Raw genomic sequence first — 21050 nt, forward strand, 5'->3', positions numbered from 1 at the left:
CCCGCCGGGGCGGCCTCTCCGCCCCGGCACCACTCAAGCGGGAACGAATGGTGAACACGCAAGCGAAACACTCCTACGCGGATCTGTCCGCGAAAACCGAGGAAGAGGACGTCGTCCTCGGCCAGCTGCTCCAGGTGATCATGGACGACATCTGGCTGCTGCTCGGCATCGCGGTCACGGTCGTCGCGCTCGCCGGCCTGTACTGCTACATCGCGAAGCCGGTCTACCAGGCCGACGTGCACGTGCGGGTCGAGAGCAACGACAACACGTCGCAGGCGCTCACGCAGACGCAGACCGGCGCGACGATCAACACCGGTCCGCAGCAGGCGCAGACCGATGCGGAAATCGAGATCATCAAGAGCCGCGGCGTGGTCGCGCCGGTGGTCGAGCAATTCAAGCTGAACTTCTCGGTCGCGCCCAAGACGCTGCCGGTGATCGGCAGCCTCGCCGCGCGCATCGCGACGCCGGGCGCGCCGGCCCGGCCGTGGCTCGGCCTGAAATCGTATGCATGGGGCGGCGAAGTCGCCGACGTCGATTCGATCAACGTCGTGCCCGCGCTCGAAGGCAAGAAGCTGACGCTGACGGCCGGCCCGAACGGCACCTATTCGCTCGTCGACCAGAACGGCATGCGGCTGCTGTCGGGCCATGTCGGCGAATCGGCGCAGGGCGGCGGCGTGACCCTGCTCGTGTCGAAGCTTGTCGCGCGCCCCGGCACGCAGTTCACGGTGGTGCGCTTCAACGATCTCGACGCGATCAGCGGCTTCCAGACCGGCATCCAGGTGACCGAGCAGGGCAAGCAGACGGGCGTCGTGCAGATCTCGCTCGAGGGCAAGGATCCGGACCAGACCGCGGCGATCGCGAACGCGCTCGCGCAGTCGTACCTGAACCAGCACGTGGTCGCGAAGCAGGCCGAGGCGACCAAGATGCTCGACTTCCTGAAGGGCGAGGAGCCGCGCCTGAAGGCCGACCTCGAACGCGCGGAAGCCGCGCTGACGCAGTACCAGCGCACGTCGGGCTCGATCAACGCGAGCGACGAGGCGAAGGTCTACCTCGAGGGCAGCGTGCAGTATGAGCAGCAGATCGCCGCGCAGCGCCTGCAGCTCGCGTCGCTCGCGCAGCGCTTCACCGATTCGCACCCGATGGTGATCGCCGCGAAGCAGCAGCTCGCGGAGTTGCAGGGCGAGAAGGACAAGTTCAGCAACCGCTTCCGCAGCCTGCCGGCCACCGAAGTGAAGGCCGTCCAGCTGCAGCGCGACGCGAAGGTTGCCGAGGACATCTACGTGCTGCTGCTGAACCGCGTGCAGGAGCTGTCGGTGCAACGGGCCGGCACGGGCGGCAACATCCACCTCGTCGATTCCGCGCTGCGTCCGGGCGATCCGGTCAAGCCGAAGAAGGTGCTGATCCTGTCGGCCGCGGTGTTCCTCGGGCTGATCCTCGGCACGGGCGTCGTGTTCCTGCGCCGCAACCTGTTCCAGGGCATCGAGGATCCCGACCGCATCGAGCGCGCGTTCAACCTGCCGCTGTACGGGCTGGTGCCGCAAAGCGCCGAGCAGGCGAAGCTCGACGCACAGGCCGAGAAGGGCGGCAGCCGCGCGCGGCCGATCCTCGCGAGCCTGCGTCCGAAGGATCTCAGCGTCGAGAGCCTGCGCAGCCTGCGCACCGCGATGCAGTTCGCGATGATGGACGCGAAGAACCGCGTGATCGTGCTGACGGGCCCGACGCCCGGCATCGGCAAGAGTTTCCTGGCGGTCAACCTCGCGGTGCTGCTCGCGCATTCGGGCAAGCGCGTGCTGCTGATCGACGCGGACATGCGTCGCGGCCTCCTCGACCGCTACTTCGGCCTCACGTCGCAGCCGGGCCTGTCCGAGCTGCTGAGCGACCAGTCGGCGCTCGAGGAAGCGGTGCGCGAGACGCCGGTGCAGGGCCTGTCGTTCATCTCGGCCGGCACGCGTCCGCCGAACCCGTCGGAGCTGCTGATGTCGACGCGCCTGCCGCAATACCTCGAAGGGCTCGGCAAGCGCTACGACGTGATCCTGATCGATTCGCCGCCGGTGCTCGCGGTGACCGATGCGACGATCATCGGCCGCATGGCCGGCTCGACGTTCCTCGTGCTGCGCTCGGGCATGCACACCGAAGGCGAGATCGCCGACGCGATCAAGCGCCTGCGCACCGCGGGCGTCGACCTGGAAGGCGGGATCTTCAACGGCGTGCCGCCGAAGGCGCGCGGCTACGGCCGCGGCTATGCGGCCGTGCACGAATACCTGAGCGCCTGATCCGCACCGCACGTAACCGGGCGGGCAGCGAGCGTTGCCCGCCCGGCCGACAGGAGAACCAACGATGAAAATTTCCGTGCTCGTTCCGACCTATCGGCGTCCCGCCGACCTCGCGCGCTGCCTGCTGGCGCTGCAGCGGCAGCATCGGCTGCCCGACGAGGTGATCGTCGTCGCGCGCCCGGAGGATGACGCCACGCACGAACGGCTCGCCGATCCGGCGGTCGGCGGCGCGCTGCCGCTGCGCATCGTGCCGGTCGACGTGCCGGGCCAGGTCGCTGCGCTGAACAAGGGGCTCGACTCGGCGAACGGCGACGTCGTCGCGATCACCGACGACGACGCCGCCCCCCGCCCCGACTGGCTCGCGCGCGTCGTATCGGTGTTCGAGGCCGACCCGCGCGTGGGTGCGGTGGGCGGGCGCGACTGGGTGCACGAGAAGGGCCGCGTGCTCGACGAATCGCGCGAACTCGTCGGCCAGCTCACGCTGTCCGGCAAGATCGTCGGCAATCATCATCTCGGCGTCGGCGGCCCGCGCGAAGTCGACATGCTGAAAGGCGCGAACATGAGCTACCGCCGTGCCGCGATCGAGCGGCTGCGCTTCGACACGCGGCTGCGAGGCGCCGGTGCGCAGGTGCACAACGACATGGGTTTCAGCATGCAGGTGCAGCGCGACGGCTGGAAGCTCGTCTACGACCCGGCGATCGCGGTCGATCATTTTCCGGCGGAGCGCTTCGACGACGACCGGCGCGATGCCGCGTCGCTGAATGCGATCAGCAACGGCGCGTACAACCTGCACCTGATCCTGCGCGAGCACCTTCCGCCGGTCCGGCGCGAGATCGCGTGGTGGTGGTGGACGCTGGTCGGTACGCGCGTCTACCCGGGCCTCGCGCACGTGCTGCTGTCGCTGCCTACGGCGAAGCGCGAGCGGATCCGGGCGCATTGGCGCGCGGTGCGCCGCGGCGCGCGCGATGCCCGCCGCGCGAACCTTGCCCCCCATCGTGCGGCGATGCCGCCGGTGACGTCTTGAACGCGCCGCGCGCGCCACGCCGCGCGGCCGAACCCGGAGAAGGGCTCGAATGACTGCAACCAAGGTTCACGTTCACCTGTTTTACGGCGCCGATCCGCGTACCTACCGGAAAGGCGAGAACATCGGCTGTCTGTACGGTTATCACCATGCCGAATCCGACGAATTCCGGCTGACCTATTCGCAGGATGCCGGCGAGAGCCGCGTCGCCAGCCTCGCGCGCCGCGCGCTGAAGGCGGTGCTCGGCTTCGACGTCGTGCATGCGTGGCGCAACCGCGCCGCGCTGCTGAACACCGACGTGATCTGGACGCACACGGAACAGGAGCATCTGGCTGCTGCGCTGATCCTGAAGCTCGCCGGTGCGCAGGGCAAGCGCCCGCTGCTGCTCGCACAGAGCGTCTGGCTGTTCGACAAGTGGGGCAGCTTCGGCGGCCCGCGGCGCTGGCTGTACCGCAAGCTGCTCGCGCGTGCCGACGCGTTGACCACGCTCGCCCGCGACAACGCCGAGCTGTGCCGCCGCTACCTCGGGCGCGATGCCGAGTTCGTCTACTACGGGCTGAATACGCAGGATTTCCCGATTACCGAGCCGCGGCACTGGCAACCGAACCGGCCGCTGCGGATCGCGGCGATCGGCAACGACCGCGACCGCGACTGGCGCACCTTCCTCGCCGCGTTCGGCGGCGACGAACGCTACGACGTGCGGCTCGCGACGCGGCGTCGCGTGCCGCGCGAGTGGCATGCGCCGAACGTGAAGATCGGCTCGGCATCGGGGCTCGCGAAGCAGCACGAGCTGTACGCGTGGGCCGACGTGATCGTCGTGCCGCTGCGGCCGAACTTCCACGCGTCGGGCATCACGGTGATGCTCGAGGCGGCCGCCGTCGGCAAGCCGATGATCGTGTCCGACGTCGGCGGGCTCGGCGACTACTTCCCGCCCGATACGGCCGCCTATGTGCCGGCCTTCGACGCGCAGGCGATGCGCCAGGCCGCCGATCGCTTCGCGGCCGATCCGGTCGCGGCGCTCGGCTGCGCGCGGGCCGCCGCCGCGTGCCTGCGCGAGCGCGACCTGACCACGCAGGCGTTCGCCGAGCAGCACGTGCGGATCACGCGCGACATGCTGCGCCGGCGCCGCACGCCGGCAGCCGCGGGCCTGGCGATGCCGCTCGCGGATTCGCGCCCGTCGTCGCGGTGAGAGCGGATCGATGAGTACGATTGCCGCCGAACGCGCGCCGTCGCGCAAACGCAACCGGCTTCCCGAGCCGAAACACTGGGTCGGACAGGCCGGGCTGTGGACGTTCACGGCCGCGCTGATCGCCATTCACCAGGGCAAGGTGCTGACGCTCGCGTTTCCGGTGCTGGCCATCGCGGTCGGCATTTGGCTGTATTTCAAGAGCCCGGCGCGCTATGTCGGCTTCATGTGGTGGGTGTGGTTCCTGAGCCCGGAAGTGCGGCGTCTCGCCGACTGGTCGAAGGGCGCGTTCACGCCGACCAGCCTGATCCAGGTCGCGCCGCTCGCGGTGACGATGATCGCCGGTCTCGGGCTGATCCGGCATTACCGCGTGCTCGCGCAGCGGCGCGGGATCCCGATCCTGCTGATGCTGTTCGGGCTCACCTATGCGTACCTCGTCGGGATCGTGTCGAGCGGCGTGATGGCCGCGACCTACGACCTCGCGAACTGGGTGTACCCGGTGCTGATCGGCTTTCACATCATGGTCAACGCGCGCGACTACCCCGAGTACCGTGACGTGCTGCTGTCCACGTTCATGTGGGGCATGCTCGTGATGGGTGTCTACGGCGTCGTGCAGTACTTCGTGATGCCGCAGTGGGACGTGCTGTGGATGATCGGTTCCGACATGGGCTCGCAGGGCGAGCCGGTGCCGTACGGCGTGCGCGTGTTCAGCACGATGAACTCGTCGGGCCCGTTCGCGTTCGCGATGATGGGCGCGCTGGTGTTCGTGCTCGCGGCGCCGCAGAAGATCCGCTGGTTCGCCGGGGCGGCCGGCTTCGTGTCGTTCGCGCTGTGTCTCGTGCGCTCGACGTGGGGCGGCTGGGTGATCGCGCTGGCGATCCAGCTCGCGCAGTCGAACAACCGCGTGCGGATGCGGATCCTGATCAGCGGCGTCGTGCTGGTCGGGCTGTGCGTGCCGTTGCTGACCGTCGGGCCGGTGGCCGATCGTCTCGGCCAGCGTCTGCAGTCGATCACGAACCTGAAGGACGACCGCAGCTACGACGACCGCAACAAGTTCTACGCCACCTTCGCGCAGACGGCGTTCACCGACGTTGCCGGCGAAGGGATGGGCGCGACGGGGGCATCCACGAAGCTGTCGAGCGACAGCGGCGAGCTCGGCAAGTACGGCAGCTTCGACAGCGGCGTGATGAACGTGCCGTTCGTGCTCGGCTGGCCCGGCACGCTGCTGTACCTCTCGGGCGTCGTGATGCTGTTCGGCCGCACGCTGCGCGCGGCGTTCAGGCTGCGCGAGGACAAGTTCGTCGGCGCGTGCCTGAGCCTGTGCCTGTCGACCTTCGCGATGCTCGTGTTCACGAACTCGCTGATCGGCACGGGCGGCCTGTTGATGTTCACAGCCATTTTTTCGATTCTTTCCGCGGCGCACTGGCAAAAGGCACAACGCCTGCTGGCCGCCGCGCGTTTACGGGGAGGCGTCCATTGAGAATCGCGATCGTCACGCATGTCGTGCGGCATAACGACGGCCAGGGCCGCGTCAATTACGAAATCGCGCGCGCGGCGCTGGCCGAGCACTACGAGGTCACGCTGGTGGCGTCGCACGTCGCGCCGGAGCTGCTGGCCGACCCGCGCGTGCGCTGGGTGCCCGTGAAGGTCGGCGGCTTCTGGCCGTCGAATCTCGTCAAGCAGCAGGTGTTCGCGCTGAAGAGCGCGGCCTGGCTGCGCGCGCACCGCAGCGAGTACGACGTGCTGCACGTGAACGGCTTCATTTCGTGGATCAAGGCCGACGTGAATACCGCGCACTTCGTGCATGGCGGCTGGTTCAAGAGTCCGTACTATCCGTTCGGGCCGACGAAGGGGCTGTGGTCGGCTTACCAGTATGTCTATACGCGCGTGAACACGACGCTCGAGCGCTGGGCGTACCGGCGTTCGCGCGCGATCACGGCCGTATCGCAGAAGGTGGCCGACGAGATCGCCGGGCTCGGCATCGACAGCCGCAAGATCAGCGTGATCTACAACGGTGTCGACGCCGGCGCGTTCGCGGGCGCAGGGGCCGACCGCGCCGCGTTCAAGCTGCCGGCCGATGCGTTCCTGCTGCTGTTCGTCGGCGACCTGCGCACGCCGCGCAAGAACCTCGGCACCGTGCTGAAGGCGGTGACGAAGCTGCCGGCGAACGTGCATCTGGCGGTGGCCGGCTATCTGCCCGGCAGCCCGTATCCGGAAGAGGCGCGCGCGCTCGGCATCGATTCGCGCGTGCATTTCCTCGGTCTCGTGAAAGACATGCCGACGCTGATGCGCTCGGTCGACGCCTACGTGTTTCCGTCGCGCTACGAAGCGATGAGCCTGTCGCTGCTCGAGGCGATGGCGGCCGGGCTGCCGGTCGTCACCGCGCGTACGGCGGGCGGAGCGGAAATCATCACGCGCGAATGCGGGATCGTGCTGGAGGATCCGGACGATCCGGCCGCACTCGCGCAGGCGATCGGCGCGCTCGCGGCATCGCGCGACACCTGTCGCGCGATGGGCGCGGCAGCCCGCGAATTGATGACCCGTTTCGGCTGGGCGCACATGGGCGCCCAGTATGTCGCGCTCTACCGGCGCATCGGCCAACCCTCGCAGCCGTCCGCTTTCGAGCGGGTCGAGCATGCGGTCACGCAGGAGCAGTCGTGATGTCCCAATCTTCCCGGCCGATCAAATCGTTGCAAATCGGCATGCACTGGTTCCCCGAACGCGCGGGCGGCCTTGACCGGATGTACTACTCGCTCGTCGGCGCGCTGCCGGGCGCGGGCGTCGAGGTGCGCGGGCTCGTTGCCGGCTCGCCGAAGGTCGCCGACGACACGGATGGCGCGATCCAGGGCTTCGGCCCCGCATCGGAATCGCTTGCGCGCCGGATGCTCGCCGCGCGTCGCGCGCTGCGCGAGGAGATCCGCAGCGAGCGGCCGGACGTGATCTCGTCGCACTTCGCGCTGTACACGTTCCCGGGCCTCGACGTCACGCGCGGAATTCCGCAGGTGTCGCACTTCCAGGGGCCGTGGGCCGACGAAAGCCAGGTCGAGGGCGCCGCGTCGCTCGGGCAGCGCGCGAAGCGCTATCTCGAACAGGCCGTCTATACGCGTTCGTCGCGGCTGATCGTGCTGTCGCAGGCCTTCGGCCAGATCCTGACGAACCGCTACGGAATCGAGCCGTCGCGCGTGCGCGTGATTCCCGGCTGCGTCGATACCGCGCAGTTCGATACGCCGCTCACACCGGCCGAGGCTCGGCACAAGTTGCAACTGCCGCAGGATCGGCCGATCGTGCTGGCCGTGCGCCGGCTCGTGCGGCGCATGGGGCTGGAGGACCTGATCGATGCGATCGGCCTCCTCAAGCACCGTCACCCGGACGTGCTTTTGCTGATCGCCGGCAAGGGCAAGATCGGCGAGGAACTGCAGCAGCGCATCGATGCGGCCGGGCTGCAGGACAACGTGAAGCTGCTCGGCTTCGTGCCCGACAACCATCTCGCGGCGCTGTACCGCGCGGCGACGGTCAGCGTCGTGCCGACGGTCGCGCTCGAAGGCTTCGGGCTGATCACCGTCGAATCGCTCGCGTCCGGCACGCCCGTGCTGGTCACGCCAGTGGGCGGGCTGCCGGAGGCGGTTGCCGGGCTGTCCGACGATCTCGTGCTGCCGTCCACGGGCGCGGACGCGATCGCGGAAGGGCTCGGTGCCGCGTTGTCGGGCGCGATCACGCTGCCCGACGAGGCCGCGTGCAAGCGCTATGCACGTGATCATTTCGACAATGCGGTGATCGCGCGGCGCGTTGCCGGCGTGTACGAGGAGGCGATCCAGGCGGCAGGCTGATCGCCCGCGGCGCGCAACCTGCGCGCCGAACCGGGAGCGGAACCGGCGCGCATGTGTGGCCGGTTCGCGTGCAGGCCCCCCATGGAGGGCCGGTTTTCTCCATTCGATACGCTGCGCCGGCATGTATCACGCGCGCCTGAGCGTCGCGGCCCAGACCCCGAGCGCCGCGACGCTCACGACCGCGCCGAGCACGCAGACGCCCGTCCAACCGGCGCGCGCATACATCATCGTCGACGCAATCGCGCCGAGCCCGCTGCCGGCCGAATAGAACAGCATGTAGCAGCCGACGAGGCGCGCATGCGCATCGGGCCGCGCACCGAGAATCATGCTCTGGTTGACGACGTGGACGGCCTGCCCGCCGACATCGAGCAGCACGATGCCGACGATCAGCCATGCAATCGACGTATCGCCGAACGCGAGCGGCAGCCACGAGCAGGCGAGCAGTGCGAGCGCGGCGCCGGTCGTCGCTTCGCCGCGCCCGCGATCCGCGAGCCGGCCCGCGCGCGCGGCGGCTGCCGCACCCAGCGCGCCGACGAGGCCGAACGCACCGATCTGCGTATGCGACATCGCGTGCGGCGGCGTGCTCAGCGGCAGCACCAGTGCGCTCCAGAAGATGCTGAACGCCGCGAACATCAGCAGCGCGATCAAGCCACGCACGCGCAGCACGCGTTCGTCACGCAGCAACGACACCATCGATCGCAGCAGCGCCGCGTAGCCGATGCGCTCGCGCGGTGCGTGCTCGTCCGGCAACAGCCGCGACAGCACGACGAGCATCGCGATCGCGAGCGCACCCGACACCAGATAGACGGCTCGCCAGCCCGCGATGTCGGTGACGACGCCCGCCAGCGAGCGGGCGGCCAGCAACCCGACCACGACGCCGCCTTGTGCGGCACCCACCACGCGCCCGCGTTCGCCGGTGCCCGCGAGCGCGGCGGAGCACGCGATCAGCCCCTGCGTCATCGCGGTGCCGAGCAGCCCGACCGCGACCATGCCCGCCAGCAGCGCGACGCGCGTCGACGATGCGGCCACGCCGATGCAGGCCGCCGTCAGCAGCAGAAGCTGCACGGCGATCAGGCGCTTGCGGTTCAGCAGGTCGCCGAGCGGCACGACGAACAGCAGCGCGAGCGCACAGCCGAGTTGCGTCGCGGTGATCACGCCGCCGACGGCCGCCTGGGACACGCCGAAATCCCGCGCGATCGAATCGAGCAGCGGCTGCGCGTAGTACACGTTCGCGACACTGGCCGCGCAGCACACGGCCAGCAACGCGACGCGCGCGGCGGACAGGCGGCCGCCATCGGCCGGAGGCGCAGCATGTGTCGACACGTCTGCTGCAACGGTGCCGGAATGACAGGAAGACGCCATGGGTTCCCTTGTGCAATGTAGTTGCAAATTGAAACTAGCGTGGAGTGTAGGAAAAGTAGTTTTAAAATGCAACCTGTTGTGCGGCGGGCGAGACGTCCGTGCGCGGATGGTCGGCGTTGCCGCGAGGGCGGCCGGCAAGATTGCGGAGAGGAACATGGCCAGGCAGAAAAGTCTTGCGGATTCGCCGTGCCCGGTGGCGCGGGCGACCGATATCGTCGGCGATCGCTGGGCGTTGCTGATCGTGCGCGATGCGTTCGACGGCGTGCGCCGGTTCGGCGATTTCCGCGCGAGCCTCGGCGTGGCGAGCAACATCCTGTCCGACCGGCTGAAGATGCTGGTGGACGCGGGCGTGTTCGACGTCGTGCCGGCGTCGGACGGCAGCGCGTATCAGGAGTACGTGCTCACCAAAAAGGGCGAGGGGCTGTTTCCGGTGATCGTGATGCTGCGGCAGTGGGGCGAGGCGAATCTGTTTGCGCGCGGCGAGCCGCATTCGGTGCTGGTCGACCGCAGTACCGGGCGCGCGATCCGCAAGCTCGCGCTGCGGCATGAAGACGGCCGGCCGTTGAAGGCGGGCGAGACGGTTGTGAAGAAGGTCGGCGGCGCATGACCGCGCCCGAGGTTCAATCGGCTGCCGCCACGGCCTGACGCGCGGAAGATGCGCCGCGATGCGCATCGGGCCGCACCAGCGTCGCGAGCAGCGCGGCGGTGACCAGCAGCGCGACCGTCACGGCCGTTTCGATCCGCAACCCGTCCACGACTTGCCCCGCGCCGCCGCCGCCGGCGAGCGCGCCGAACGCTGCCACGCCCATCGCGCCGCCGGCCTGCCGCGCGGTATTCAGCACGGCCGACGCGATGCCGGCCCGCTCGGGCGCGACGGACGCGAGCACGGCGGTCGTCATGGCCGGCACCGCGAAACCCATGCCCGTCGGAATCAGCAGGAACGGCACGAGCAGGACGGCCAGCGGCGTCGACGCGTCGATGAAATGCAGCGACCCGTAGCCGAGCGCGGCGACGAGCGCGCCCGCCAGCATCGGCGCCCGCGGGCCGTGACGCGCCACGACGCGCCCGCTTGCGAGGTTCGACAGCAGGAAGCCGCCTGTCAGCGGCAGGAACGCAAGGCCCGCCTGCAACGCCGATTCGCCGCGTGCGCGCTGCAGATACAGCGCGAGCACGAATACGGTGCCGTAGTACGTGAGATTCACGCAGATCCCGAACAGCACGGCCGCGCTGAAGGTGCGATGGCGGAACAGCGACAGCGGCAACATCGGCGTGGCCGTGCGCGCTTGCGCCGCAACGAACGCGAGCGCGGCGAGTGCGGCCAGCGCGAAGCCGCCGGCGACGACCGGATGCGTGAAGCCGAGCGGCCGCCATTCGATCACGGCGCCGGTCAGCGCGGTCAGCATCGCGATCGCGATGAGTTGGCCGCGCAGGTCGAGTGCGCTAACGGATCGGGAAGGCGCGGCCGGCGCCGCCACCGTACGGCGCGCGGGTATCCACGCAAAGGCGGCCGCCAGCCCGGCCGCACACAGCGGCAGGTTCACGAGGAAGATGCCGCGCCAGCCCCATGCCGCGATCAGCAGGCCGCCGACGACCGGCCCGGCCGCGATCGAGATCGCGCCGGCCGCCGTCCACCAGCCGACTGCACGCGCGCGCAGGTGCGGGTCGTGCCGACAAGCGTCGTTGAGCAGCGCGAGCGAATTGGGCAGCATCGCCGCGGCGCCGACGCCCTGCAGCGCGCGCGCCGCGATCAGCATCGCGGGCGCGCGCGCGGCGCCGCACGCGAGCGACGCCAACGCGAACAGCACGAGGCCGGCGAGGTACAGGCGACGTGCGCCGAAGCGGTCGCCGAGCGCGCCGCCCGACAGCATCAGGACGGCGAACGCGAGCGTGTACGCATCGATGACCCACTGCAGTCCGGCGACCGGCAAGTGCAGGTCGCCGGCGAGATGCGCGAGCGCGATGTTGACGATCGTCACGTCGAGCTGCGTCACGACGAAACCGGCGCTGACGGTCGCGACGACGCGGGCGAGCGCGGACGGGAAGGCGGGGGTGGGGGCGGTCGTATCCATGCGTCGATCGTAGGATGCGACCGGCAGGTGATGTTTCAGCGGGACGTGAAGCGTCGAAACGCCCGATGCGAAATCGCGGGGGCGGCAAGCGGGGACGAAGCAGAAGCAGACGCGCCAAAGATCACGGCCGATCTGGCGCGAGCGCGTTTTACCGAACCGTGCCGCTACGTGCGTTGATGCGTGCCCGGCGCGGATCCGCAGCTGCGTTCAATGCCGATCGCCGCGCCAGCGTCCCGGCGCCATGCCGAAGCGCTTCGTGAACGCATGCGTGAACGTGCTTTGATCCGCGAAGCCGACCATCCCGGCGATATCGACGAGCGGATACCGGCCGTCCGCGAGCAGGATCACGGCCGCGTCGAGCCTGAGCCGCTGCAGGTAGCGATGCGGCGTTTCGCCGAACGCATCGACGAACAGTTGATGAAAGCGGCGCATCCCGTAGCCGCAGTGCGCGGCAAGATCGGCGATACGCAGCGGTTCCGCGAGCCGTGCGCGCAGCCAGCGGTCGATGCGCGCGAAATCGAGGCCCGATGCCGGCGCGGCGATGTCGCGTTCGTCGAGCAGCGCGCCGCACAGCCGCGCGGCGGCCTGCCACTGGAAACGGTGCGCGGCCGCGTGCTGCGCGTCACCGGCGCTCGCGTCGAGTTGCGCGGCGGCTGCCGCGATCTGCGCGACCAGCGACGTCAGCGCCGGATCGATCGTCACGGCGCGCGCGCTGTCGAACAGCCGCTGCGGCACCGCAAGCGATGCGGCGGGAAGATTGAGCACGAGCTGGCGGTTCTCGCCCAGGCCCGCGTAATCGTGGCGCGCGCCGGCCGGAACCAGCCACGCGCCGTGCCGGTCGAGACGCTGGCTGACGCCGTCCACCGCCATCACCATCGCGCCATCGATGCCGAGCACGATCTGGTGAAAGTCGTGCACATCCGACGCTTCGAGCGTGTCGTAGCGTTGCAGTGCGACGGTGGGGGACGGAAGGTGTGCCATGAGGCAGGGTGTCAGCCGGCGGCTCGAGTGCCGTATCAGAGGGCGAGCAGTTCGACTTCGAACACGAGCGTGGCGTTCGGCGGAATCACGCCGCCTGCGCCGCGCGGGCCGTAGCCGAGTTGCGGCGGGATCGTCAGGCGACGCACGCCGCCGACCTTCATGCCCTGCACGCCTTCGTCCCAGCCCTTGATGACCATGCCGCCGCCGAGCACGAACGCGAACGGGTCGTTGCGATCCTTGCTCGAATCGAATTTCTGACCGTCGGTCAGCCAGCCCGTGTAGTGGACGCTGACGGTCTGGCCGGCTTGCGCTACGTCGCCGGTGCCTTCGGTCAGGTCTTCGTATTTGAGGCCCGATTCGGTCGTGATGACAGACATGACTTCTCCTGAAAAAGGATGGGTAAAAGCGCTATTGTAGGCGAGCGCGCAGCGGGCCGGCGCTCGTGGCTTTCGGCTGGCCGCACGCGTGTCGCGGGCGGCGCACGGTCACCGCGGCCGCGATCGCCCGACACGCAAATGGAACGCGCGTTTGAATTTTTCTCGCGCCCGGCAACCGCGGTTGCACCGCACGAGTGCGACGCGTGTATGAATCGGTGCTACCGGCGTGCCCGACAACGCGCCGCGCGGCGCCGTCGATTTCCGTAAAACATCCGCCGCACAAGGCTTTCGGGCCATCGACGCGACACGGCGCGGAGCAGCGCGTAGCCGTCGCGCGCCGCCGCGCGCGTTCGAATCCCGCCTGGTCCGGACGCTGTTCGAGCGCCGTTCTTTTCGCCTTTTCGACCGTGCCCTGTTTGGAAGCGCGCATCTACCGCGCGGCTTGCGTGCGTCGCCGCGGGCGGCCTATCTTTACAGCTGTCAATGTCAAGATTTTGGCGGTGCGCGACGCGCCGCCCGGGCCCGCGCCGGCTGCGTCGAGTGACGCGCCGGGCCGCTCCGGAACCAGGAGAACGATGAACATGAAGTCAGCCGCTTCCGCCACCGCGGCCGGGATCATACCGGTGCGCCGCGACCTGCGCTTCGACCTGCCGGTCGAACGCGCGAAGGACTGGCATGGCCTCGGGTCGCACGTGACCCATTTCTTCAACGCGCTGTCGCTGCTGTTCCCGGCCGGCGAGCGCTTCTTCATGGATTCGGTGCGCAACTACCGCGACCGGATCGACGATCCCGTGCTGAAGCAGCAGGTGCTCGGCTTCATCGGCCAGGAGGCGATGCACACGCGCGAGCACATCGAGTACAACGAGCTGATGCAGGCGAACCACCTGCCCGCGCGCAAGCTCGACAAGCGCGTGTGGACGGTGCTCGGCTACATGAAGCGCAAGCTCCCGCATTCGGTGCAACTCGCACACACGGTCGCGGCGGAGCACTACACGGCGATGCTCGCCGACTGGCTGCTGCGCGACCCGACGCGCCTCGATGGCTCGGTCGAGGGCTACCGCCAGATGTGGATCTGGCACGCGCTCGAGGAAACCGAGCACAAGGCCGTGTCGTTCGACGTATGGAATGCCGCGATGGAACCGGGGCTGCGCCGTTACCTGATCCGCATCGGCGTGTATCTGCTGACGACGCTGACGTTCTGGCCGACCGTATTCCTGATGCACGCGACGCTGCTGTGGCGCGATCGCGGCGCCGGCCATCACGTGCGCGGCATGCTGCGGATGATCGCGTTCCTTTACGGGCCGCGCCGCGGGTTGTTCCCGCGCATCGCCGGCGAATGGCTGAGCTTCTTCCGGCCGGGCTTCCATCCGTGGGATCACGACAATCACCATCATCTGGCGCGCGTCGACGCGCTGGCCGCCACCTACGGCGAACACGGCGGCACGCCGGCCGGCCGTGGCCGCGCGAACGCGCCGGCGCCGCTTGCATCGGGCCGCTGAGGCCGCCGCTGCGCCAGCATGCGCGGCGTCGGGCCGTGCATGTTGCGTTCGTGCATCAGCCGGCTTCCTCTGACGATTGACCCAAATCAACTCGAACCGGTCGCGCGGCCGCCTTGCCGGCCCGCCGACCCGTTGCGCACGCATGCGCGGGCAAGCGGATCCTGGGTGCGCCGCGTCGCCCGAACGCGCCATGCGCCAGCACCGGCGCGGCTTTGCGCGCCGCGCAGCCGCCCGCTCAGGGTTACCGCCACGTACGCCACCGGGATAACACCCATCTAGCGGCGCGCCGGCCGCATCGATATACCGTTCATGACAATGTCCACCTCACGCGCGATTCATGCACGAGGGGATTTTATTCGGACGGAAATGCGGCCAATATGTCGGTTCTATCGAGGTCCGTCGCGTGCGACGGCGAGCCGGCGCGATACCAACGCCAAGCGGGGAACAACGATGGTTGCTAGGTCACCTGACGCAAACGGGCAAGCGGTGTCCGAGATGACGCATGTGTCCGTCACCGCGCCCGAAGATGGACGCAAGCTGTTCGTGATCATGCGTTCGCCCGATGAGCCGTTGCTTGCGCAACTGCGCGGGCTTGGCTGGGAAATCTCCGTTGCGAAAACGGCCGGCGCCGCGCAGAACATGACGTCCGGCGTGAGTGTCGCCGCCGGTCTGGTCGATTTCACCGGGTTCACGTCGCGCGACTATCCCGCGCTGAAGGCGTGCCTGAGCCAGCCGTCGATCGGCTGGATTTCCATCGCGCAGGCCGGCATCACGATCAGTCCCGCGGTGCGCGAACTGATCCGCAGCTATTGCTTCGATTACGTGACCCTTCCGTTGCCGTACGAATGGATTTCGCACGTGCTCGGCCATGCGCGCGGGATGGCCGCGCTCGATCGCGTCGACGGCGCGGCCTATGCGGCGTCGATCGGCGAACACGGGATGATCGGCAACTGCGAGGCGATGCAGCAGCTGTTCAGCACGATCCGCAAGGTCGCGAAGACCGATGCGAGCGTGTTCATCTCGGGCGAGTCGGGCACCGGCAAGGAGCTGACGGCGCTCGCGATTCACGAGCGTTCCGGCCGCGGCAAGGGGCCGTTCGTCGCGATCAATTGCGGCGCGATTCCGCATCACCTGCTGCAGTCGGAACTGTTCGGCTACGAGCGCGGTGCGTTCACCGGCGCGAACCAGCGGCGCGCGGGCCGGATCGAATCGGCGAACGGCGGCACGCTGTTTCTCGACGAAATCGGCGACATGCCGGTCGAAAGCCAGGCGAGCCTGCTGCGTTTCCTGCAGGAAGGAAAGATCGAGCGGCTCGGCGGGCAGGAGTCGATTCCGGTCGACGTGCGGATCATCTCGGCCACCCACGTCGATCTCGACAGCGCGGTCGAGGGCGGGCGTTTCCGCGCGGACCTTTATCACCGCCTGTGCGTACTGCGCATCCACGAGCCGCCGCTGCGCGCGCGCGGCAAGGACATCGACATCCTCGCGCACTACGTGCTGCAGAAATTCAAGTCCGACAGCGGCCGCAAGATCAGCGGCTTCACGTCGGCCGCGCTGGATGCGATGCGCCGTTACGAATGGCCGGGCAATGTGCGCGAGCTGATCAACCGGGTGCGGCGCGCGATCGTGATGGCCGAGAGCCGGCTGCTGACGCCGCACGATCTCGGGCTCGACACGCCGGGAGAAACCGAACCGGTGACGCTCGAACAGGCGCGGGCGCTCGCCGAGCGCACCGCGATCGAGAATGCGCTGCTGCGCAACGATCACCGCATCAACAAGGCCGCGGCCGAACTCGGTATTTCACGCGTGACGCTCTACCGGATGATGATCGAGCACGGGCTGAACGATCACGACAACAACGGCGACAACGGCGGTCACGACGGCACGCCGTCCGGCGACGCGGGGCATCAGCGGGTCGGCTGAGCGATGCACGCGTGAACCGGTTCAGCGATAGGTCCAGAGCCGGTGCAGCACGAACGTGACCGGCGGCACGCACAGCACGACCGCGACGACGCTCCACGCGCGGGCGAGGCCGAGCGTCTCGGTGCCGTGCGCCAGCAGCATCGTCACGACGAGGCCGGCCATCGCGACGGCGAGAAAGCGCATGAAGTTGCCCCACGTCACGGGCGACGAAAAACTCCACAGCGTGTTGGCGAGATGCGAGAACGCGGTCGAGCATGCGAACGCGACCGCGTTCGCGCTCACCGGCGTCGCGTCGAACAGCGCGAACATCGCGGCCGCGATCAGCGCATGCAGTGCGGTCGAACCGACGCCCGACACCCCGAAGCGAATCAGCCTGGCGCGTTCGGCGGTATAGAGGGTGCGGATCATGGGGTGCGGTCGTTCGAGCGACGTGGTGGCGTGTGGAGCGGTGTCACGGGGAATGGGCCGGCAACAGGCGCCGACGCAAACGTGACGCGCGCCGGTTTCGCAGTATAGCCACGCGATCGGCCGTCCCGGCGCCGGCCGATGGGAGCGTGCGGGCAACCGGTGGCTCGCGCGCGGCCGACGGCATGTAAAGCGCATGAAACATTTCGCCTCGGCAGCAAGGCCGATTTGCGCGGCAAATCGGGGTGAACGGCCGGCTCCCCGTCGGTAAAAATGTCGCGCTGCATTGTTCAGCCTTATCCGGCAAGGCCGGGCTGCCGCGCGGCCGATACGCGCCGCGCGCCGCGTGTTTCAGTTTCGCAACTTCCCGCCTTCCGCACCCGTTCCGGCCGCCACGCTGCCCGGTCAACCCCTTGTCCGGACGGGCTCGCGCGAAGCTGGCCCGCTCCTTGCGACAGAGGGCGTGCGAAAGCCGACGATGCACGGTCCGTCCGGTTCGGCAGCGAACCCTGTCAGTACCGGCCAGGACACAGTCCGCGGGGATGCGGCGGCGGAGCGCGGCACGACAGCCGCGTTCCGGCGAGCACGGAGCGTCGTCGATGATCGTCGGGGCACCGGCCTCGTCCGGTTGCCGGAACAACCATCAGACTGATACGGGGAAGAAAAATGATCGATCGCCACACGCCGCGGCCGGCAGGCCGCGATCGCAGTGAGTCGGAGCATCGCCGGTCGAACGTGGGTCTCGCAGCCGGCCGGCATGCATCGACAGGCCATCTCTCCGCGCCCGGTGCGAGGCGGATCCGGCTGGTTGCCGGTCATCCGCGCCGGGTCGGTACTTTCCTGCACGCGAACCCGATACGCAAGGGCATGTGCGCACGGGCGCCGGTACCTCGACGCCCGGTCTTCGCATACTGACTGAAGCCGCACGATTTCCGTTCGCGCCGCGCATCGTCGTCGCGAACAGTCAATCTGCAATCCGAATGAAATGCGAAGCGTCGTGCCGCGCGTATGACGGATGATGCATTCGATGTGATGGCACACGGCATCATGCCGTTGCCGCCAGGTCGTGAGGGGAGGGGCGGTCGGACGCGCGCGACGGGAGTGGCGCCCGTACGCGCGCGACGCCGTTTCAGCCGCCGTAGATGTCGAAGTCGAAGTACTTCGATGCGAGCCGCTTGTAGGTGCCGTCCTTGACCATGTCGAGGATGGCGCCATCGATCTTCGCCTTCAGGTCGGCGTCCTCCTTGCGCAGCCCGATGCCGGCGCCGATGCCGAGCACCTTCTCGTCGACGAGTTCGGGGCCGACGAACGTGTAGTTCGCGCCGCGCGACGATTTCAGGAACCCGATGGCCGCCTGCACTTCATCCTGCAGCGCCGCGTCGAGGCGGCCCGAGGTCAGGTCCGCGTACACGCCGTCCTGGTTCTGGTACGAGACGACGTTCGCACCTTGCTTGCCCCAGTACGTCTTCGCGTACGTTTCCTGCGTCGTGCCCTGCTCGACGCCGATCGACTTGCCCTTCAGCGATTCGGCTGTCGGCAGCAGCGGCGAGCCCTTCTTCACGACGAGCCGCGTCGGCTGGTTGTAGATCTTCGTCGTGAAGCCGATCTGCTGCGCGCGCTGCGGCGTGATCGACATCGACGACAGCACCGCGTCGAACTTTTTCGCCTTCAGCGCCGGAATCATCCCGTCAAAATCGTTCTCGAGCCATACGCACTTCGCCTTCAGGCGCGCGCAGATCTCGTTGCCGAGGTCGATGTCGAAGCCGACGAGCTTGCCGTCGGGCGCCTTCGACTCGAACGGCGCGTAGCTGGCGTCGGTGCCGAAGCGAATCGTGGTCCAGTCCTTCGCGACGGCGGGGCCTGCGGATACCGCGAGCAGGGCAATCGAAACAGCGGCAATCAGTCTCTTCATGGTGCGTTCCTTGGCGGGTGCTTCCGGTTTCCGTGCGACACGGTTTCACGGACACGAACCGCGTCTGCGCGCGGGGTCCGCACGGCCATTAACGCAGAAAATAAAATAAGAGTCCAGAATGGACAAAAAATATCATTTCTTCGGACGTGCGGGCCGGTCGTCGGGTCTCGACCCTTGCAAAAATGCGAAAATGGACTAATCTTGTTAGTAAATTCGTTTCGAGACTAACGATCATGTCACAGCCCGCTTATGAATCGCACTCCGCCCCACCGCGGGCCTCGATCGCGCAGATGTCGGCGGCCGGGCTGCGTGCGTTTTTCAACATCGCACGCGACTGGGGGCTGACGATCGACGAGCAGATCGTGCTGCTCGGGTCGCCAGGCCGTTCGACGTTCTTCAAGTGGAAGTCCACGCCGGAATCGGCACGGCTGCCGCGCGATACGCTCGAGCGCCTGTCGCTGCTGCTCGGCATCTACAAGGCGCTGCAGATCCTGCTGCCGCAGCCGGCCGCGGCCGATGCGTGGGTCAAGCGGCCGAACGACGCGGCGCCGTTCGGCGGCAAGCGCGCACTCGACCGGATGCTCGCCGGCAACGTCGGCGATCTGGTCGCCGTCCGGCAATATCTCGACGCGATGCGAGGTGGCTGGGCGTGACATTGCCGATCCAAGCACAACAATGGCCCACGACGGCGGTCGACTGGGCGCCAGCCTATCGCGTGATTCCCACCCGTTTTCCGGCGATCAACCTGTTCGACCGCGTGGCCTCGGCGGACGATTTCGACGCGCTTTACGCGCTCGAATCGCTGACCAACGACCGCATCCGCAACGAAGTCGGCGCGCTCGATCTCGTGCCGCCCGCCGAGCGCCGCTACGGGCCCGGCTGGGGGCCGATCATGGCCGCGTTCACGCACCTCAATCCGCAGGGCAGCCGCTTTTCCGACGGCAGCTATGGCGTGTTCTACTGCGCGCGTTCTCGCGATACGGCGATCGCCGAAACGCGGTATCACAGCGCGCTGTTCCTGGAAGCGACGAAGGAGCCGCCGATGCGTCAGCAGATGCGGCTCTACACGGTGATCGCGCAAGGCGACGTGGCCGACCTACGCACGTGGCCGGAACGCGATCCGGCGTTGCTGCATCCGCTCGATTACAGCGCCGGGCAGGCGCTCGGTCGCGCGGTGCGCAATGCCGGCGGCGCGGGGATCGTCTATCCGTCGGTGCGCGACCCGCGCGGCGAGTGCCTGGCGGCGTTCCGCACCGCGCTGCTGCGCGACTGCCATCACGCGGCGTACCTCGAATACAACTGGAACGGCTCGGTCGTCGATGCGGTGTTCGAACTGAACCAGGTCGGCTAGGGCACGCTTGCGGGCGTCAAGGCGTCAAGGCAGCGGCCAGTCGCCCGCGTGACGTTCGCGCGCTTCGGCCTGCGTCATCGACCAGGTGCGCCCGGTGCGCGGCTCGGCGAGCGTGAGCCGCCCGGCCGGCGCGAACGCGCCCGTGTCGATGAACCACTGCGCGCCGATCCGCTGCGGCGCGCGCACGGGCGTGTGCCCGGTGCAGGTCAGCGACAGCCCGGCCTGCCGCGCCGGATCGGCGAGCCCCTGGACGAGATCGCGGCCCCAGATCAGCCGCTCGCGCACGTCGTGCGCATAGCTGCCCGTGTCGAGATCCGCGTCCGAGCCGAAGAATTCCGCATGCAGGACGTTGAAGCGCCCGGGGCCGTCGCCGATCACGCGCACCAGTGGCAGCGCGTCGACGCGCGCCGCATGCGCGTGCAGCCGTTCCGGCGGCAGGTCGGCGCCCCAGTCGCCGCCGATCCCGCGCCACGCGTCGGGCGACAGCTTGCCGCGCGCCACGAGGCTCAGCACTTCCTCGTGATTGCCGCGCACGACGTGGCACCACGGGCGGTCGAGCAGGCCGAGCGTGGTTTCGGAGGCCGGGCCGCGGTCGACCAGGTCGCCGACCGAGAACAGGCGGTCGCGGGCCGGATCGAAGCGGATGTCGTGCAGCAGCGCGCGCAGCACATCCACGCAGCCGTGCAGGTCGCCGACGACGAAGTCGCGGCCGACCGTGTTCGCCGGATGGCGGCAGAGGGGGGCGGTGGCAGTCATCCCATCATCTTAGGCGCTCGCGCCCATCGCCACGTCACGCTGGAATGACGATAATCGGGGCAGTACCCGCCGGTGCGGCGTGGCGGGCTGTCCCGCGCGCCGGCCAGA

The 21050-nt window shown here is 68.6% G+C and carries 18 protein-coding genes; 11 read left to right on the top strand and 7 right to left on the bottom strand.

The window, feature by feature from the left end; all coding sequences use genetic code 11:
* Positions 1 to 47: 47 nt before the first annotated feature.
* The 6 genes from HWX39_RS05470 (at position 48) to HWX39_RS05495 (ending at position 8307) form a co-directional block, all read left to right on the top strand.
* On the top strand, positions 48 to 2273 hold the full coding sequence (locus HWX39_RS05470) for a polysaccharide biosynthesis tyrosine autokinase (RefSeq protein ID WP_175965903.1): 2226 nt from the start codon (positions 48 to 50) through the stop codon (positions 2271 to 2273).
* Between the two features lie 64 nt (positions 2274 to 2337).
* Positions 2338 to 3297, top strand: a complete 960-nt coding sequence (locus tag HWX39_RS05475; protein ID WP_175965904.1) for a glycosyltransferase family 2 protein — start codon at positions 2338 to 2340, stop codon at positions 3295 to 3297.
* Positions 3298 to 3346: 49 nt separating this feature from the next.
* Entirely contained in the window at positions 3347 to 4483 is a 1137-nt protein-coding gene (locus HWX39_RS05480) for a glycosyltransferase family 4 protein (protein ID WP_175965905.1), read from the top strand.
* Positions 4484 to 4493: 10 nt separating this feature from the next.
* Positions 4494 to 5960, top strand: a complete 1467-nt coding sequence (locus HWX39_RS05485; RefSeq protein ID WP_175965906.1) for a glucose-6-phosphate isomerase — start codon at positions 4494 to 4496, stop codon at positions 5958 to 5960.
* Positions 5957 to 7141 carry a glycosyltransferase family 4 protein gene (locus HWX39_RS05490; protein WP_175965907.1) on the top strand — a complete coding sequence of 395 codons (1185 nt, stop codon included), beginning with the start codon at positions 5957 to 5959 and terminating at the stop codon, positions 7139 to 7141. The genes HWX39_RS05485 and HWX39_RS05490 overlap by 4 nt, the downstream gene beginning before the upstream one ends.
* Positions 7141 to 8307: a glycosyltransferase family 4 protein gene (locus HWX39_RS05495; protein WP_175965908.1), complete on the top strand. Its 1167-nt coding sequence runs from the start codon at positions 7141 to 7143 to the stop codon at positions 8305 to 8307. Before HWX39_RS05490 ends, HWX39_RS05495 begins: the two co-directional genes overlap by 1 nt.
* 126 nt (positions 8308 to 8433) lie before the next feature.
* Here HWX39_RS05495 and HWX39_RS05500 read toward each other — a convergent pair whose 3' ends face one another.
* Positions 8434 to 9669, bottom strand: a complete 1236-nt coding sequence (locus tag HWX39_RS05500; RefSeq protein ID WP_175965909.1) for an MFS transporter — start codon at positions 9667 to 9669, stop codon at positions 8434 to 8436.
* A gap of 154 nt (positions 9670 to 9823) precedes the next feature.
* Between HWX39_RS05500 and HWX39_RS05505 the strand changes: the two genes are divergently transcribed.
* Entirely contained in the window at positions 9824 to 10276 is a 453-nt protein-coding gene (locus HWX39_RS05505) for a helix-turn-helix domain-containing protein (RefSeq protein WP_175965910.1), read from the top strand.
* Between the two features lie 13 nt (positions 10277 to 10289).
* Here the strand turns inward: HWX39_RS05505 and HWX39_RS05510 are convergent, their stop codons facing one another.
* From HWX39_RS05510 to HWX39_RS05520, 3 genes are all read right to left on the bottom strand, one after another.
* Entirely contained in the window at positions 10290 to 11738 is a 1449-nt protein-coding gene (locus HWX39_RS05510; protein ID WP_175965911.1) for an MFS transporter, read from the bottom strand.
* Positions 11739 to 11945: 207 nt separating this feature from the next.
* The gene (locus HWX39_RS05515) at positions 11946 to 12719 is read right to left on the bottom strand and encodes an AraC family transcriptional regulator (protein ID WP_175965912.1); all 774 of its coding nucleotides are present in this window, start codon (positions 12717 to 12719) and stop codon (positions 11946 to 11948) included.
* 35 nt (positions 12720 to 12754) lie between these two features.
* Positions 12755 to 13096: an FKBP-type peptidyl-prolyl cis-trans isomerase gene (locus tag HWX39_RS05520; protein WP_043177872.1), complete on the bottom strand. Its 342-nt coding sequence runs from the start codon at positions 13094 to 13096 to the stop codon at positions 12755 to 12757.
* 581 nt (positions 13097 to 13677) lie between these two features.
* On the opposite strand from HWX39_RS05520, the gene HWX39_RS05525 reads away from it, so the two are divergent.
* Both HWX39_RS05525 and HWX39_RS05530 read left to right on the top strand, forming a co-directional pair.
* Positions 13678 to 14595, top strand: a complete 918-nt coding sequence (locus tag HWX39_RS05525) for a metal-dependent hydrolase (protein WP_175965913.1) — start codon at positions 13678 to 13680, stop codon at positions 14593 to 14595.
* Positions 14596 to 15045: 450 nt separating this feature from the next.
* Positions 15046 to 16518: a sigma-54 dependent transcriptional regulator gene (locus tag HWX39_RS05530; RefSeq protein WP_175965914.1), complete on the top strand. Its 1473-nt coding sequence runs from the start codon at positions 15046 to 15048 to the stop codon at positions 16516 to 16518.
* 21 nt (positions 16519 to 16539) lie between these two features.
* Here HWX39_RS05530 and HWX39_RS05535 read toward each other — a convergent pair whose 3' ends face one another.
* Positions 16540 to 16926, bottom strand: a complete 387-nt coding sequence (locus tag HWX39_RS05535; RefSeq protein ID WP_175965915.1) for a GtrA family protein — start codon at positions 16924 to 16926, stop codon at positions 16540 to 16542.
* Between the two features lie 1126 nt (positions 16927 to 18052).
* Entirely contained in the window at positions 18053 to 18835 is a 783-nt protein-coding gene (locus HWX39_RS05540) for an ABC transporter substrate-binding protein (protein ID WP_175965916.1), read from the bottom strand.
* A 233-nt stretch (positions 18836 to 19068) separates the two neighbouring features.
* Between HWX39_RS05540 and HWX39_RS05545 the strand changes: the two genes are divergently transcribed.
* Both HWX39_RS05545 and HWX39_RS05550 read left to right on the top strand, forming a co-directional pair.
* The gene (locus HWX39_RS05545) at positions 19069 to 19488 is read left to right on the top strand and encodes an MbcA/ParS/Xre antitoxin family protein (protein ID WP_175954952.1); all 420 of its coding nucleotides are present in this window, start codon (positions 19069 to 19071) and stop codon (positions 19486 to 19488) included.
* Positions 19485 to 20186: an RES family NAD+ phosphorylase gene (locus HWX39_RS05550; protein WP_175965917.1), complete on the top strand. Its 702-nt coding sequence runs from the start codon at positions 19485 to 19487 to the stop codon at positions 20184 to 20186. Before HWX39_RS05545 ends, HWX39_RS05550 begins: the two co-directional genes overlap by 4 nt.
* A gap of 24 nt (positions 20187 to 20210) precedes the next feature.
* Here HWX39_RS05550 and HWX39_RS05555 read toward each other — a convergent pair whose 3' ends face one another.
* Positions 20211 to 20942: a metallophosphoesterase gene (locus HWX39_RS05555; RefSeq protein WP_175965918.1), complete on the bottom strand. Its 732-nt coding sequence runs from the start codon at positions 20940 to 20942 to the stop codon at positions 20211 to 20213.
* Positions 20943 to 21050: the final 108 nt, after the last annotated feature.

Source organism: Burkholderia sp. BCC0322 (assembly GCF_902833045.1).
Lineage (GTDB): Bacteria > Pseudomonadota > Gammaproteobacteria > Burkholderiales > Burkholderiaceae > Burkholderia.